Here is a 15,873-nt window from a genome sequence, read left to right on the forward strand (position 1 = left end):
TCACGCGGGGCCGGTGTACTCCGTGAAGTGGCGCTCCGCGAACAGTTCGGGCCGGCCCCGGTCGAGGCCGAGGGCCCGGGCCCGGCGCAGCATGTGCCGCCAGTACGGCTTCACCGGCGGCCACGCGGTGCCGACCTGGCAGTACGAGGCGTCGACGAAGTAACGGTCCCTGCCGCTCAGGCCCCCGCGCGCCGGCCGGCGGGCGTGGAACAGGGCGGAGTGCAGGACGACGGTGGAGCCGGGCGGCAGGTGGTCGATGACGGCCTCGCCCGGCAGTTCGGCGGTGCCCAGGTGCCCGCGGGCGTCCTTGCCGGCCACTTCGAGGTGCGATCCGGGCAGCACGACGAGGGCGGACGTGTCGGGGCCGAGGCCGTCCAGGTAGTGCAGCGTGTGGATCATGGCGTGGTTCCGGTCGGTCTGCGGGCGCTGCTCGTAGTCGTGGTGCCAGGGTTTGCCCGGCACGTCGGGCCGCTGCCGGTCGCTGTGCAGATGGTGGAAGACGAAGTCGGGGCCCATGACCTGGCTGAGCACGTCCAACAGCGGTTCGTGTCCGACGAGTTCACCGTGTGCCGCGAGCTCCAGCTCCATGACGGGCGGGAGTCCGTGGGTGTCGGGGTCGACGCACGAGGCGATCGACTTCTCCCGCAGCCCTTCGTCGACCCAGCGGTCGGCCTCGCGCCGCAGCCGCGCGGCCAGCTCGTCGGGGAGGAATCCCGGCAGGACCAGATAGCCGAGCCGGGCGAACCGGTCGATCTGCTCGTCGCTCAGACGCAGCGTCCGTTCGACGGGGAGGGTGAGGTTCGGAGTCATGAAAGCGCGCTCCTGTTCGGGATGTCGGGGAAAGATGACAGGGCGGGGCCGGAGAACATGGACGGCCTCCGCCCGGCGGTGCGGCCCGGTGGACCGGATGGACGGACCGGTCACATGGACCGGGTGGATGGACCGGGCGGCTCTCCGGAGGGCGTGCCGTGGCGGAGAGCACCGGACGGTTCGCCCCGGACGCCACCAGAGACGGCGATTGCGTTGTGCGGGCGACGGGCCGGGCCCGGGTGAGCGGTGCCCGACGCGGAACGGCACCGGGCGCGCCGGACCCGACGGGGCCGGCGCGCGGGACGTCCGGGTGAGTGCTACGGCACGTGCGGTCGGGGCGCCGCGATCCGGGCGGCCGTTCGGGCGGAACCCTCGCTTGCCGCTGTCGCGCGGGCAGGGCGGGTGCGACCGGAACGTGCCCACGGGCCGGCGCGGCGACCGGTGACCGGCGGCCGGTGACCGACGAGCGGGCACGGCGCGTTGTCTGCCGGCGCGGGCGGGGAGCGGATCAGTGACACGGCCCCGCGATGGGGGGACGACGGCTTCCTCGCCGGGTCACACCCGGGAGAAGCACCCCGCCGCCGGCCGACGCCCGGGACGGCGCGGCCCGCCGTTGCGTTGCTCGGTGACGCCGCGGAGGGCGAGGCCGGAAAGTGGGCGGAGCGGAAGGGGGTCGGGGACATCGGCCGTACCGCCCGTGGCGACGGACGACCCCCGCGACCGCGGTTACGGCCAGTCGATGTCGTCGTTGCCAGCCTTGGCAGAAGTGAGAGCGCTCTCTGCCTTGGGCCAGTCAATCCCGTCATCGGCGCTGGCAGCATGAGTGACAGCGCTCTCTATTTTGGGCCAGTCGATGACCTCCAGCGAAACGGGTGTCAAAGCACCCAAGGTGATGACGGAGAGAGTTGCGGCGGACACGGTGCGGAAACGCTTGTACATGTCGGCTTCCCTAATGAAGGCACAGGTGAGTGCGGACTTCGAGGGCCCAGCGACCCCGAAGCCACGATCAACGTATCCGGAACGGGCGAGCCTTGGCAACGATTTGCCTAGAAGTTGGCAACTAGCTGTCATCGATCGTTCACGCCCTCACGGAGCGTCTGGCAACCGGGCAGGCAAGTTACTTGCCGAAATATTTACGGGGCGATAGGATCCGCCGTAAATCAGTACGTTTTTGTGCTCGCCGAGAGCCGCGGGGGAGGTCGAGCCGCTACCTGTCGTCGTATGCACTGATAGTGAGATTCACATGCTGGAACAGCCGACTTTCGGACGACGCCTCAAAGAGCTCCGGGTGGAGCGTGGGCTGTCACAGGCCTCTCTCGCGGGCGAGGAAATCTCGACCGGGTACTTGTCACGCCTGGAATCTGGCGCCCGCCAGCCCACCGAGCGCGTGGTCACGTACGTCGCCCAGGTACTGGGGGTGGACCGGTCCGCCTTCGACACTCCTCCCAGTGGCGGCTCACTCGCCCAGGCCCTGTCCATCGCGACGTCCACGGACGGTGACGAGGGGATCGCGAACCTCATCGCCGTGCTCGCGCAGGTGCGCGAGGAAGCGCCTTTCATGCGCTGGCAGGCACTGTGGCTGATCTCCCGCTACTGGCAGCGCCACGGCCGGCGGGACGAGGAGCGGGCATGCCTGGAGGAGCTGATGCGGGTCGCCGACGAACTCGCCCTGCCCGAACTGCAGTGCAGGGCCAGGTTCCAACTCGCCCGCGCGCTGCGGTCGACGGGCGAGGTGCCCAGGGCGCTCGACATCGCCGTCAACGCGTACCAGCTGGCCAAGAAGGCCGAGCTGTCCGTCACCGACACCGGAGGCTCACTGCTCACGCTCGTCTCCGTGGAGGCGGAGGCGGGTCGGCTGCCCGATGCCCGGGCGCACGTCGACGAACTGGTCCAGCTGGTGGCGGGGCGGTCCGATCCCCTGGCCGCCGAAGCCCTGTGGTCGGCCGCCACCGTACGGTTCCGGCAGGGCGACCACGAGGTCGCGCGCGGCTATCTCGAACAGGCCATGAAGCAGTTGGACAGCAACGTCGACCTGACGTTGTGGGCACGGCTGCGGCTGGCCGCGGCCTCCCTGCACCTGCAGAGCACCCCTCCGCAGACCGACCGTGCGCACGAGTGCCTGGAGGCGGCGGCCAGCGCACTCGCCCTGGTGGGCACGCCCGTACTGCGCCAGGAGCTGCTGACCCTCCAGACACACCTGGCCTTCGAGCAGGGCCGCTACGCGGACGCGCGCACCCTCCACGCCCGGCTCCACGGCGACGAACTGCGCCTGACGTACCGGGACCAGGTCAGGCTCCACATCCTCGACGCACGCCTGATGATCCTGGAAGGCCGTGAGGACGAGGGCATCCAACGCCTCAAGGAGCTGGGCGAACAGGCCCGTCAGCAGTCCAACATCGATCTGGCCGCCGAGATCTGGCGCATCCTCGCCGAGTCCCTGGAGGACGCCACCCGCGCCCGCCGCGAGCAGCAGGCGGACAGGCCCGGGGCGACCGGACACTGAGGCCTGCGGCCGAAGTCGTGACAGGTCACTGACCGCGCCCCGGGGGACGGCCCCGGACAGGCCTCAGCGGTCGATCGCGGTCAGTGACCCGGCGCTCCCGTGGTCCGACGACCCGGTGCTCCAGCGGGCCGGAAGTGAGGCAACTCGGCCATGGGCGCCGCGTGATGTGCGCCCGGCCGAGTTCCGCCGGCCCACCAGGGTGAAACCCGCACGGCACCCCGGCCGCTCCACCGGGCGGACGAGGTCGCCGAGAGCGACATCCGCCTCCGTCAGCCGCAGGCCGACGTGGAAGACCCCGAAACCGTGACCGAGGCCGGGCCCGGCGCGGCGCGGTGAGCGCCGCCGTGGCCTGACGGCCGGCCCGCGTGCGCGTGCGCCCGGGGAGTTCGGCCGACAGGACGCCGCCGCGGCGAGTCGCACTCGTCGGCGAAGCCGGACACGCGGCACGCGCACGCCCACCTCCTCGCCGACGAACCGGCGCGCGCCCGCCATCCCGGGGCCCGGTCTCCGTACGCGCCCACCCCCGCTCCAGGTTCCGTACGGGGCGGTTCGAGGTGTTGTCGGATGTCCCTCCTGTGACTCACCCCCTCATGGGGTTGCCTTAGGTGTGCCAACCTTGGCAAACTATTGCCTACTACTCCGGACCGAGACCGCGACCCCGTACAGCGCATGCAGGCCTGCTCCGAGCCGCACCGCAAGGAGGGTTCCCATCGCCACGCAACAGCCGAGCGGCATACCGCCACGCTCGTATCTCATCAGCGTCGTCCTGCCCTGCTACAACGAGGAACAAGTACTCGGGCGCACCCACGAACGTCTCACCCGCGCCCTGCGCGACCTGCCGCACGAGATCGTCTACGTCGACGACGGAAGCACCGACGCGACCTGGACGCTCATCCAGAAGCTCATCGCCGACACCCCCACGGGCCCGCACTCCCCCCAGGTACGCGGGGTCCGCTTCAGCCGCAACTTCGGGCATCAGGCCTCGTGTCTGGCAGGTCTCGCCGAGGCCGGGGGCGATGCCGTCGTCCTGATGGACGCGGACCTCCAGGACCCGCCCGAACTCATCGCGGGCATGGTGGAGGAGTGGTTCAAGGGCTGGTCGGTGGTGTCCGCGCGCCGCGCCACCCGGCACGGCGAGACCCGCCGGAAGAAGGCCACGGCCTATCTGTACTACCGCCTGCTGTCCCGGATCAGTGACCAGCCCGTCGCGCTCGACACGGGCGACTTCCGTCTCCTCGACCGCAGGGTCGTCGACTTCGTGACCTCGCTCGGGGACAGGGAACTGTTCCTGCGCGGTCAGATCAGCTGGGCCGGCTTCCCCGAGACGAGCATCTCCTACGCCCGCGACCCCCGTGCCGCGGGCACCACCAAGTACACGCTGCGCAAGATGCTGGCGCTCTCCCGCACCGGCGTCCTCTCGGGCACCGCCGCCCTGCCGTTGCGCATTCCCACGTACGTCGGGGTCGCGTCGCTGCTGGGGGCCGGCGGCATCGGCGTGGTCCGCGGCAGCGCCCGGCAGGCCGCCGCGCTGGGCGCGTTCGGGATCCAGTCCCTGGCCTGCGGTGTCCTGGGCGAATACCTGCTGGGCGTCTTCCGCCAGGTCCAGGGCCGCCCGCCCTATCTCGTCATGGAACGCATCGACTCGGGCCGCGGCCGGGCCGTGGCGGACTTCGCCGCCCACCTTGAGGAGCACTCATGAACACACAGGACACCTTGGACGGGCAGGACGGACAGGACGGGCAAGGGGACCGGGACACGGACGTCGGGGACGCCGTCGTCGTCGGCGGCGGTTTCACCGGCCTCGCCGCCGCGCTGGAGCTGGCCGAACTCGGCCACCGGGTGACGGTCCTGGAGAAGGAGCCGGAACTCGGGGGCCTGGCGGGCAGTTTCGACGTCGGCGGCGACCGGCGCATCGAGCGCTTCTACCACCACTGGTTCGACTCGGACCAGGAGATCATCGGCCTGTGCGAACGGCTGGGCATCTCCGACGCGGTGCGGCCCCACCTCACCCGCACCGGCATGTACTACGCCAACTCCATCTACCGCCTCTCCCGCCCCCTGGACCTGCTGCGCTTCGCCCCGCTGTCCCTGCCGGACCGGCTGCGGCTCGGTCTCATGGCCCTGCGCGCCGGCCGGGTCCACGACTGGCGCTCACTGGAACACCTCACGGCCAGGGAATGGCTGGTCTCGCTCGGCGGCCACCGGGTCTACGACGTCGTGTGGCGGCCCCTGCTGGAGGGGAAGTTCGGCGCGTACGCCGACCAGGTCGGCGCCACCTGGATGTGGACCAAGCTCCATCTGCGAGGCGGCAGTCGCACCAGGTCGGGCAGTGAGGTCCTGTACTACCTGCGCGGCGGCAGCGAGACCCTGATCGACGCGCTGCACCAGCGGCTGATCGAGGCCGGTGTCCGGATCCGCACCGCCACCGCCGTCGACGCCGTGCTCACCGACGACACCGGCGTCACCGGCGTACGCACCGGTGACGGCGCCGTCCTGCGGGCACGGCACGTGCTGCTCACCAACGCGCCCGCGCAGGCGGCACAGCTGCTCGATCCCGCGGACGCCACCGGACCCGGGGCCCCCGCGCGCCACCCCGCGGTCCCGGCACTCGTGCGGCAACTGCGCGGCATCCGCTACCTGGCCAACGTCTGCCTGGTCCTGGAGAACAACCGCAGGCTCTCCGACACCTACTGGCTGAACGTCAACGACCCGGCGTTCCCCTACGTCGGCGTGATCGAGCACACCAACATGGACACCCCGGAGCACTACGGCGGCCGTCACGTCGTCTATCTCTCCAAGTACCTCCCGGCCGACGCCGAGCTGTACCGGATGAGCGACGAGGAGGTCTTCGAACACAGCCTCCCGCACCTGCGCCGGATGTTCCCCGGCTTCGACCGCAGCTGGGTCGAGAACCATCACGTCTGGCGTGCCGAGTACGCCCAGCCCGTGATCACCCCGAACTACACCCGGGACGTACCCCCGCTCCAGACCCGGCTCAGCGGCCTGTACCTGGCGAGCATGGCGCAGGTCTTCCCGGAGGACCGGGGCACCAACTACGCCGTGCGCGAGGGCCGCAGGGCCGGCCGGCTGATCGCCGACCGGCTGCGCACCGGCGCCGCGGTGGGCGCGCCGCACACGAAGGAGACGTCCCGTGCCTGACCTGCTCACCCTCGACCAGGCCGAACGCCTCGGCATCGACCAGGTCCACGATCTGTACGGCAGATACGTCAGCCGCAGCCAGGTCTCCCTCATCGGCACCTTCGGTTTCGGCCGTGACCTCGTCGAGAGTGCCGAGGGCGCCTGGATACACCTGCGGGACGGGCGACGCATCCTGGACTTCACCGGCGGGGTGGGCGTCCTGAACCACGGCCACAACCACCCCCGCATCCTGAAGGCCCGCGACCGCTTCCGCGCGGAGCGGCGCATGGAGGTCCACAAGAACTACCTGTCCCCCTATGTCGCCGCGCTCGGCCACAACCTCGCCGCGCTGCTCCCGGGTGACCTGAACATCTCGTACTTCCCCAACTCGGGCGCCGAGGCCGTGGAGGGCGCCGTCAAGCTGGCGTACAAGTACCACGGTGGCCGCCGCGGCACCGTGCTGCACACCGACATCGCCTTCCACGGCAAACTGCTCGGTGCCGGCAGCCTCACCGCCTCCCCGGAGATCCACTTCGAGTACCCGCGGCTGCCGGGCACGGACTCCTTCGCGTACGGGGACATCGAGTCCTTCCGGCTCGCCCTGGAGCGCCACACGGACGGGCGCGGCCACAGCGACGTCTACTCGGTGGTGCTGGAACCGTTCAGCGCCTCCAGCCTGCGCGAGTGCTCCGCCGAGTTCCTGCACGAGGTACGGCGTCTGTGCACCGAGCTGGACATCGTGCTGGTCTTCGACGAGGTGTACACGGGCTGGGGCAGGACCGGCGAACTCTTCCACTTCATGCGCCACCCGGGCCTGGTCCCCGACGTGGTGACGACGTCGAAGTCCTTCGGCGGCGGCAAGTCCTCCATCTCCGGGTACATCGCGCGGGAACCGGTCTTCCGCCGGGCCTACGACAATCTGCGCGACGCCACACTGCACAGCACCACCTACTACGGCTTCGGCGAGGAGACGGCCACAGCCCTGGAAGCGGTGGCGATCGCCGTCGAGGAGGACTTCCCCGGGCGCGCCCGCAAGCTCGGTGAGATCCTCGCGCCGGGCCTCGCCGGGCTTGCCGCCCGCCACCCGAGGACGGTCGCCGGCACGGCCGGCCGGGGCGCGCTGCACGGCCTGTACCTGCGCCAGGGCCGCAGCCTGCCCTCGGCCGTGCGCGACCTCGTCCCGGTCAGACTGGCCAAGGACCCGCAGGTCTACGCCAAGCTGCTCACCGGCGCGGTGATCGCCGCGCTCTACCGGGACCACGACATCCTCACCTTCTTCGGCTCCAACCAGAGCATCGCGCTGATCGTGGCGCCCCCGCTGGTGGCCGGCGAGGAGGAGGCGCGGATCTTCCTGGACGCCCTCGACGCGGTGCTGGACCGGGGCGCGCCACGGCTGCTCGCGGACTTCGTCCGGGAGAAGGCGACCGCGGGCAGGGGCCCGCGATGAGGCCCGCACCGAAGGTGCTGCGCGCCTGCCTGCGCTCCAGCGGTCTGCGCTCGTACTGGCTGCGGCAGTACCCCTGTCTGCGCGACCCCGCCGCCCGCGCCGGCGCCGAGGCACATGTGCTGGGCACCCTGCGGACACTGCCGGTGACCCACCGCGTCGGATACGCCGCCGTGCTGGGAGCGCTGCCACTGGCGTACCGGCTCACGACCGGCGGGCGGGCGCTGCGCGGTGCGACGGGCGAGGAGGGACGCCGGGGCATGCGGGCCCTGGCCGCGCTGCCCGGCTTCGCCGAGGTGGTGCGGTCGAGCACGGCGCTCGCGCTGCTGGGCGCGCTCGACGACCGCACAGGGGACGGGGGACGACGATGAGGGCACTCCCCGGCGGGCGAAGGCGCACCGTCGAGACGGACGTACTCGTCATCGGCTCAGGTGCGGGCGGCAGCGTGGCCGCGCTCGAACTCGCGGCGGCGGGACGCGAGGTGACGGTCCTGGAGGAAGGGCCGCGGGCGGACACCGCGCGCCTCGCCGCCGCGAGCCCGGCCGAGAACATGCGCACCCTGTACCGCAACGGCGGGCTGACGCCCGTCTTCGGGACACCCACCATCGCGTACGGCGAAGGGCGCGCCGTGGGCGGCACGACCCTGGTCAACGGCGGGCTGTTGTGGGAGCCGCCGTCCGCGCTCCTCGCCCGCTGGGCGGCGGTCTCGGGCATCACCGGCTACCGTGCGGCGGATCTCGCGCCCCATCTCAAGACGGTGGGCAGCCGCCTCGGGACGATCGCGCAGGGCCACGGTGGCGCCGACGACAACCGCGACTCACGGCTCCTCGCGGCCGGGGCCGATCTGCTGGGCTGGCGCTGGCAGCACGCCCATCGCGCGGTACGGGGCTGTGCGCACCGCAACCGCTGCACGACCGGCTGCCCGTCCGGCGCCAAGCAGAGCATGGCCGTCAGCTATCTGCCACGCGCCGAGGGACTGGGCGCGCGGATCCTCCCCGACACCCGCGTCCTGCGCATCCTGCACGACGGCCGCACCGTGCGCGGAGTCCTCGCGGCCGGTCCGGACGGCGTGCGCACCGTCCACCGGGCCCGCGCGGTCTTCCTCGCGGCCGGACCGCTCGGCTCGCCCGCCCTGCTCCAGCGCAGCGGCATCCAACAGCGCCGTGCGGGAAGGGAGTTGGCCCTGCACGTCAATCTGCGCGCGGTGGCCCGCTTCCCTCACGAGGTGACGGCGGAGCGCGGCACCATCTTCACCGCGCAGCTCCAGGAGTTCAGCGACCGGGGCATTCTCATGATGCCGTCCAACGTCTCGCGCGGAACGCTCGCCGCGGCGCTGGCCGGCCGCTCCCCCGCGGAGGTGGAGCGTTTCCTCGCCGACTACGACCGGCTGGGCGTCTACACCACCCAGGTCAGGCTGCACGGCACGGCGGCGGTACGGGCGCTGCCCGGCGGCGGTGTGCTGGTACGCCACGGCATGACGGCGCTCGACCACAGCACGCTGCGCGAGGCGTTCCGCGTCACCGCGCGCGTGCTGTTCGCCGCGGGCGCCCTGGACGTGACCCCGCCGGTGTCCTCGGCGCCGGCCCTGGGCGGACCGTCCGACGTCGAGGAGTTCTGCCGGCGGGTCGGGCCGGGCGACTGGGAGCTGGTGTCGGTGCACGGCATGGCGTCGACGCGTATGGGCAGGGCCGACCGCGGCGGAGTGTGCGACGCGTACGGCAGGCCGTACGGCTTCGAGGGGCTGCGGGTCTGCGACGCGGGCGTCCTGCCGGGCGTCACCGGCATCAGCCCCCAGGGAACGATCATGGCGTTCGCCCACGAGATCGTCGCCCGGTTCAACAACGGCGAAGGGAAGAGCGGAACATGACGGCCCGTCGGACAGGAGGAGAGCCACGCGCGGCCGGCCGCGGGCGCCCCGGCGGACAGGGGCGCGTTCACGATCTGGCGCAGGCCGTGCCCGGGTGGCCGGCCACGGTCCCGGGCCGCCGGCGCCACCCGGCCCGCCGGTCCACGACCCGGGCGTACCGCCGGAGGGCGCGCGCCCGGACGCGCGTGCCGTCGCCCCCTCCCGGTTCCGCCCGGCCACCTGTTCCCGGCTGCCCGCGGGCATCGCCGGTGTCCCGCGGCCTCGCCATACCGCAGTGCGCGCGGGTGCCCGGGACGAGCTGGTCCCCGCCGGCCGTCCAGGTCACGGAAATCCCTTCCTGACGGCAGGGTGTTACCGGTAACATCCCCTCTCGTCCCCGCCCACCGAGACCGTGGGCCGTCCTCAGGAGAACCCGTGACCGACTTACCGACCGCACCGCGTGCCACGACGTCGCAGGCGGCACCGGACACCCCGGTGTTCAGTACCGCCGCCGTGGTCGCCTCCTGCGTGGGCTTCGTCCTCATCGGCGCGCTCCAGGCTCTGTACGGGCCCGCGATCCCGGCCTTCCGTGACGAGTTCGGGCTCTCCCCGTCGGCCGCCGGGCTGGGGCTGAGCGCCCACTTCATCGGCGGTGTCACCGGCGTGCTGCTCTTCGACCGGCTGTACGGCCGGCTCGGCAACCGGCAGATCCTCGGCGTCTCGTACCTGCTCATGGCAGCGGGCGCGGCGGGCTTCGCGCTGGCGCCGAACTGGCCTGCCGCCCTGGCCACGGCCCTGCTCGCCGGGCTCGGCTTCGGAGGCATCGACTACGGCCTCAACCAGCTGTTCGCCGTCGGGTTCGGCAACCGCTCGACCGCCATGCTCAACATCCTCAACGCCCACTTCGGCGTCGGCGCGATCCTCGGCCCCGCCCTCATCGGTGTGATCGGCTCCGAGCACTATCCGGCGGTCTTCCTCGGTTTCGCCCTCGCCAACCTGCCCCTGCTGCTGTGCCTGAAGGGGGTCCGCGACCGGACGCCCCCGTCGGGCACCGCGGCCGAGACGGAGGCCGGTGGCGGCGGGTCGGTCCTCGGCCGCAGTCTGGGCTCGGTCCTCACCGCCTTCGTCGCGCTCTACGTGCTGCACATCGGGATCGAGGCCGGTGTCGGCGGCTGGGAACCCACCCACCTGGAGACCGTCGGCTACGGCGCGGGCTTCGCCGCGACCGCCACCTCCGTGTACTGGCTGATGATGACCGTGGGCCGCTTCCTGGTCGCCCCGATCGCGCTGCGCTTCTCCGCCCAGTCGATCATCACCGTGTCCTGCGCGGGCATGACGGTGTCGCTGCTGCTGGCCACCGTGCCGGGATTCGCCCCGTACGCGTACGCGGGTGTCGGTCTGTTCATCGCGCCGATCTTCCCCACCGGACTGCCGTGGCTCAACAAGGCCGCTCCGCAGGCCCGCCGGGCCGGTGCCCTGGTCATCGCCGCGTCGATGGTCGGCGGAGTCCTGGCGGGTCCGACGCTGGGCAAGGCCATCGAGTGGTCCGGAATCCGCGCGGTGCCGCTGCTGCTGTGCGGGGTCTCCGCACTGTGCCTGGCCACCACCCTGTGGCTGATCCGAGCCACGCGCACCACGCCGGCCCGCGACACCGGGGCGAGCTGAGACGACCCGCCATTCCCCGCCCACCCGAAGGAGAACTTCTCGCATGTCCGCTCTGACAACGACGTCCGACGGTTTCCTGCTGCACGGTGAACCGTTCCGGATCATCTCCGGCGCGATGCACTACTTCCGCGTCCACCCCGACCAGTGGGCCGACCGGCTGCGCAAGGCCCGCCTGATGGGCCTCAACACCGTCGAGACGTACGTCCCCTGGAACCTCCACCAGCCCGAGCCGGACGGCCCGGTCGTCCTCGACGGTTTCCTCGACCTGCCCGGCTACCTCGCCCAGGCCCAGGCGGAGGGGCTGCACGTACTGCTGCGCCCGGGTCCGTACATCTGTGCGGAGTGGGACGGTGGCGGTCTGCCCTCGTGGCTCACCTCCGACCCGGACATCAGGCTGCGCACCGGCGACCCGCGCTTCACGGACGCGGTCGAGCGTTACCTCGACGTGCTGCTGCCCCCGCTCATGCCGTACATGGCCTCGTCCGGCGGTCCCGTGATCGCCGTACAGGTGGAGAACGAGTACGGCGCCTACGGCGACGACACCGCCTACCTCGAACGGCTCGCCCAGGCCTTCCGCGACCGAGGCGTGGAGGAACTGCTGTTCACCTGCGACCAGGCCGACCCCGCGCACCTGGCCGCGGGCGGGCTGCCCGGCACGCTCGCCACGAGTACCTTCGGCAGCCGGGTCGAGCAGTCCCTCCAGCGGCTGCGCGAGCACCAGCCGCAGGGCCCGCTGATGTGCGCGGAGTTCTGGATCGGCTGGTTCGACCACTGGGGCGGACCGCACCACGTGCGGGACGCGGCCGACGCCGCCGCCGACCTCGACCGGCTGCTGACGGCGGGCGCCTCCGTCAACATCTACATGTTCCACGGCGGCACCAACTTCGCCTTCACCAACGGCGCCAACCACAAACACGCCTACCAGCCCACCGTCACGTCCTACGACTACGACGCCGCCCTCACCGAGTGCGGCGACCCAGGCCCCAAGTACCACGCCTTCCGTGACGTGATCGCCCGCCACGCCCCCGTCCCCGACGAGCCCGTGCCCGCGCCCGGCCCCAAACTGGCGCCCGTCACCGTGGAGCTGGGTCACCGGGCGGCACTGCTGCCGAACGCCGGGAAGCTGGCCGCACCGGTGCACGCCGAGAACCCGGTCACCATGCTGGAGCTCGGGCAGCAGACCGGGTACGCGATCTACCGAACCACCGTTCCCGGCTCGGGTGACGGCCTGCTGCACTTCGAGGGCGGGGTCGGCGACCGTGCACAGGTCTTCGTCGACGGCGTCTGTGCCGGCACGCTGGAGCGCGAGCGTCACGACGAGACCCTGGCCGTGCGCGTCCCGCACCCCGGCGCCACGCTGGAGGTCCTGGTCGAGAACATGGGCGGCGTCAACTACGGCCCCCGCATCGGCGCCCCCAAGGGCCTGCTCGGCCCCGTCTCGTTCAACGGCACCGCCCTGCGCGGCTGGGACTGCCACCCGCTGCCCCTGGACGACCTGAGCGCGGTGCCGTTCGCCCCCACCGACGAGCCGACGGCCGCCGCGCCCGCCTTCCACTCGGGCACCTTCGAGGTGGCCACGCCCGCCGACGCCTTCCTCACCGTGCCCGGCTGGACCAAGGGCCAGGCCTGGATCAACGGCTTCAACCTCGGCCGCTACTGGAACCGCGGACCGCAGCACACCCTCTACGTGCCCGCTCCCGTACTGCGGCAGGGCACCAACGAGCTGGTCCTGCTGGAGCTGCACGCCACCACCTCGGTCCGTGCCCTGCTCACCGACACCCCCGACCTCGGCCCGGTGATCTCCTGACACACCACAGCAGGCGGCTCCACCGCGGTGGCTCACCCGCGGCGGGCGTCTCCGGTTCAGGACGAAGACGGGCGGGGTGACCGCCTGCGTCGACCGCGTCGACGAGCTCTGTCAGTTCCGGCCCGGGCCGGACCGGCCTCCCCACCGGTTCGGTCCGGGCCGGGCCGGCCCGGTCGGCATGGACGTCGACGTTGGCGTGGACATTGGCCGACACGGAGAGTGAGCGGTAGTTTGCACGGCTGGGACGCCGTCCTGAGGAGGGCGTGGAAAACTGGGTATGAGGCTTGTCCGGACCGGACGAGAAGCGGAGGCCGAAGTGGACTGGGGACGCTTCGCGCAGCAGATGGCGTCGATGGCGCGGGATCTCCTGGCGCAGGAGTCGGTCAACGCCACACTCCAGCGGATCACCAAGTCGGCCACCGAGCTGGTGGAGGGCTGCGACGCGGCCGGCATCCTGGTGCTCCAGGGCAACACGGTCGAGACGCTCGCCCCGACCGACCAGTTGGTCATCGACAGCGATCAACTTCAGGAGCGCCTGAGCGAAGGGCCGTGCTTCGACGCGGCCCGCACCTCCCAGGGAGAGCGGGTCTTCCGCATCGCCGACGTCACCGACGAGCATTCGCGCTGGCCCGGTTACGCCCCGCAGGCCCAGGCGCTCGGAGTGGGCAGCATGATGGGCTTCCTGCTGTTCACCGACGACGAAGACCTCGGCGCGCTGAACCTGTACTCACGGAAACCCGGTGCGTTCACCGAGGCCAGCGAGCTGGCGGGGTGGCTGCTGGCCTCCCACGCCGCTGTCGCCTTCTCCAGCGCCCGCACCCATGCGCAGATGGAACGGGCCGTGGCCACCCGCCATGTCATCGGCGAGGCGATGGGCATTCTCATGGGCCGCCATCACATCACCGAAGAGCAGGCCTTCGACGTACTGCGCCGCTACTCGCAGCGGAACAACACCAAGCTCCACGAGGTCGCCCGACGGGTCTGCGAACAGGGCGGCCTTCCGTGACCCCCGGCAGGCGGCTCCCCCGGCACAACGTCCGAACCAGAGGAACCTGAGCAGGCTCAGCCCCATGGGACGCCGAACCTGACCTGTGGACCAAGTCCCCCGTCACACCCCTTCCACACACCCGGGTTCCCGGTCGGACAGTGGAGCGGGGCCCCGGCCCCCGGGACGCGGCGGGCGTTCCGGCCGGTCAGCGGCATGGTGGCGCGATCATGCCGACGGAGGAACGGCTCACCAATCACCGTGCGCCGTGTGCCGAGCCAGGACAGGGCAGCGTTCCCCAGCGGTCAGGCGCCCGCGAACTCGCCGTCCCCGGGCCGCCGGACCGGGCAGCCGTCGGCCTGTGGCGCGGAGGCGGGTCCGGAGGCGACGGCGGCGGCGGCGTCGGCAGGCGTGGTCCGGGTGGCGCCGGTGCGGGCGTCCGAGGACGGGGTGAAGGCGACGTCCAGCCGGGTGAGGCCGCGGAAGTTGAGGCTGCGCTGCCATCGCGGTGGCTCGGTGCCGTCGAACCGCAGACCGGGAAGGCGGGTCAGGAGCGCCTCCAGGACGATCTCGCCCTCCAGCCGGGCCAGCGCCGCGCCGAGGCAGAAGTGCGGACCGTGGCCGAACGCCATGTGCCGTCCGCCGGAACCGGACCGCTCGAAGTCCAGCACATGGGGATCGGGGAAGACGGCCGGATCACGGTTGGCGGCGCCGCCCACCAGGAGCACCGTCTGCCCCTCGGCGATCTTGCGGCCCGCCAGGTCCAGATCGTGCCGCGCGCGGCGCAGCATCAGCTGTACCGGGGCGTCGTAGCGCAGGAGTTCCTCGACCGCGGCGGGCATCAGCTCGGGCCTGCGGCGCAGTTGGTCGGCCGCGTCCGGGTGGCGGAGCAGGGCGAGGGTGGCGTTGCCGATGAAGTGGGTGGTGGTCTCGTGGCCGGCGATCAGCAACAGGGCGCAGTTGGCGAGGAGTTCGTCGAGGTCCTGGTCGGTGTTGCCCGCCTGTGCGGTCACCGTCGCGCGCAGGGTGCCGGGGGCCGGCGGGGTGTCCTGGCGGGTGAGGAGTCCGCGGAGGTACGCGAGCATGTCCGCCATGTTCTGCGAGGCCTCGCGGTTGCGGTCCGCGTCGAGCCGGGAGTTGCCGATGGCCTCGGCGACCGGCTCGGACCAGGAGGCGACGGCGGCACGGTCCGCCTCGGGTACGTCGAGGAGGTCGCAGATGATGGTGAGCGGGAGGGGGCGCGCGAGGTCCGCGACGATGTCCATCCGGCCGGTCGGCGCCACCCCGGTGATGATCCGGTCGACGGCTTCGACGACCCGGGCACGGAGTAGGGCCACCGCGCGCGGAGCGAACGCCCTGCTGATCAGGGCGCGGAGCCGGGGGTGCTCCGGGGCGTCGTTGTAGAGCATCTGCCGGCTCAGTACCCGCGCCAGGGGCTGCAGTTCGTCCGGGACGGCCTCGATGTCGGGGTAGCGCACCGAGGACAGCCCCGGGTGGCCCGCCGCACCGCTGACCACCGCGTGCCCGGTGGCGATCCAGGCTCCCGTGCGGCGGTCCCAGAAGAGGTCGTCGGCGCTCCGGAGTTCTTCGTAGAAGTCGTAGAGCCGCTCTTGGACCTTGGGACGAAAGGCCGACAGAAGTGAGGAAGGGGTGCTCATCGGCCCATCCTGTCAGT

General features: G+C 71.9%; 12 protein-coding genes. 9 read left to right on the forward strand and 3 right to left on the reverse strand.

Translation table 11 applies throughout. The features are described from left to right. Both OG595_RS07630 and OG595_RS07635 read right to left on the reverse strand, forming a co-directional pair. The gene (locus OG595_RS07630; RefSeq protein WP_329269273.1) at window positions 1–810 is read right to left on the reverse strand and encodes a phytanoyl-CoA dioxygenase family protein; all 810 of its coding nucleotides are present in this window, start codon (window positions 808–810) and stop codon (window positions 1–3) included. Window positions 811–1,536: 726 nt separating this feature from the next. Next, entirely contained in the window at window positions 1,537–1,749 is a 213-nt protein-coding gene (locus OG595_RS07635; protein WP_329269275.1) for a hypothetical protein, read from the reverse strand. 304 nt (window positions 1,750–2,053) lie between these two features. Between OG595_RS07635 and OG595_RS07640 the strand changes: the two genes are divergently transcribed. From OG595_RS07640 to OG595_RS07680, 9 genes are all read left to right on the forward strand, one after another. Next, a complete protein-coding gene (locus OG595_RS07640; protein WP_329269277.1) occupies window positions 2,054–3,313 on the forward strand; it encodes a helix-turn-helix domain-containing protein in 1,260 nt (419 codons plus the stop codon). Window positions 3,314–3,929: 616 nt separating this feature from the next. Beyond that, complete coding sequence (locus tag OG595_RS07645; RefSeq protein ID WP_329269278.1) at window positions 3,930–5,012, forward strand: glycosyltransferase family 2 protein; 1,083 nt, start codon at window positions 3,930–3,932, stop codon at window positions 5,010–5,012. After that, a complete protein-coding gene (locus OG595_RS07650; RefSeq protein ID WP_329269280.1) occupies window positions 5,009–6,472 on the forward strand; it encodes an NAD(P)/FAD-dependent oxidoreductase in 1,464 nt (487 codons plus the stop codon). Before OG595_RS07645 ends, OG595_RS07650 begins: the two co-directional genes overlap by 4 nt. Beyond that, entirely contained in the window at window positions 6,465–7,898 is a 1,434-nt protein-coding gene (locus OG595_RS07655; RefSeq protein WP_329269282.1) for an aspartate aminotransferase family protein, read from the forward strand. Before OG595_RS07650 ends, OG595_RS07655 begins: the two co-directional genes overlap by 8 nt. Then, window positions 7,895–8,266, forward strand: coding sequence for a hypothetical protein (locus tag OG595_RS07660; protein WP_329269283.1), 372 nt, complete (start codon window positions 7,895–7,897; stop codon window positions 8,264–8,266). Before OG595_RS07655 ends, OG595_RS07660 begins: the two co-directional genes overlap by 4 nt. Then, entirely contained in the window at window positions 8,263–9,762 is a 1,500-nt protein-coding gene (locus tag OG595_RS07665; RefSeq protein WP_329269284.1) for a GMC family oxidoreductase, read from the forward strand. The genes OG595_RS07660 and OG595_RS07665 overlap by 4 nt, the downstream gene beginning before the upstream one ends. A 414-nt stretch (window positions 9,763–10,176) precedes the next feature. Next, window positions 10,177–11,406 (forward strand): MFS transporter, encoded by a 1,230-nt coding sequence (locus OG595_RS07670; protein WP_329269286.1) that lies wholly within the window; start codon window positions 10,177–10,179, stop codon window positions 11,404–11,406. A 43-nt stretch (window positions 11,407–11,449) separates the two neighbouring features. Further along, window positions 11,450–13,213, forward strand: a complete 1,764-nt coding sequence (locus tag OG595_RS07675) for a glycoside hydrolase family 35 protein (RefSeq protein ID WP_329269288.1) — start codon at window positions 11,450–11,452, stop codon at window positions 13,211–13,213. A gap of 277 nt (window positions 13,214–13,490) precedes the next feature. Beyond that, entirely contained in the window at window positions 13,491–14,219 is a 729-nt protein-coding gene (locus OG595_RS07680) for a GAF and ANTAR domain-containing protein (protein ID WP_329269290.1), read from the forward strand. 284 nt (window positions 14,220–14,503) lie between these two features. Here the strand turns inward: OG595_RS07680 and OG595_RS07685 are convergent, their stop codons facing one another. Then, a complete protein-coding gene (locus OG595_RS07685; protein ID WP_329269292.1) occupies window positions 14,504–15,856 on the reverse strand; it encodes a cytochrome P450 in 1,353 nt (450 codons plus the stop codon). Window positions 15,857–15,873: the final 17 nt, after the last annotated feature.

The organism is Streptomyces sp. NBC_01451, assembly GCF_036227485.1.
Taxonomy (GTDB): Bacteria; Actinomycetota; Actinomycetes; order Streptomycetales; family Streptomycetaceae; genus Streptomyces.